Here is a 281-nt window from a genome sequence, read left to right on the forward strand (position 1 = left end):
CTTCTTCTTGAGGCACTGCATGCAGATTGAAACTCCCCCCACCGAGAAACGCTACGACAAGGCCGAAGGCGAGCGCCGGGGCCTGGTCATCGTCAACACCGGCGACGGTAAGGGCAAGAGCACGGCGGCCTTCGGCCTGGCGCTGCGCGCGCATGGCCGGGGCAAAGCCGTGAAGGTCTTCCAGTTCATGAAGGTGCCCGGCGCCCGCTTTGGCGAGCACCGCATGTTCGAGCAGATCGGCCTGCCCATCGAAGGCCTGGGGGACGGCTTCAGCTGGAAGA

The 281-nt window shown here is 65.1% G+C and carries 1 protein-coding gene; it reads left to right on the plus strand.

Annotated elements, in window-relative coordinates:
* Window positions 1-19 precede the first annotated feature (19 nt).
* The coding region (locus MTCD1_RS18955) for a cob(I)yrinic acid a,c-diamide adenosyltransferase (RefSeq protein ID WP_200818657.1) at window positions 20-281 on the plus strand (262 nt) is incomplete at its 3' end.

The sequence above is a fragment of the Colwellia marinimaniae genome, from assembly GCF_002207865.1.
Taxonomy (GTDB): Bacteria; Pseudomonadota; Gammaproteobacteria; order Enterobacterales; family Alteromonadaceae; genus Colwellia; species Colwellia marinimaniae.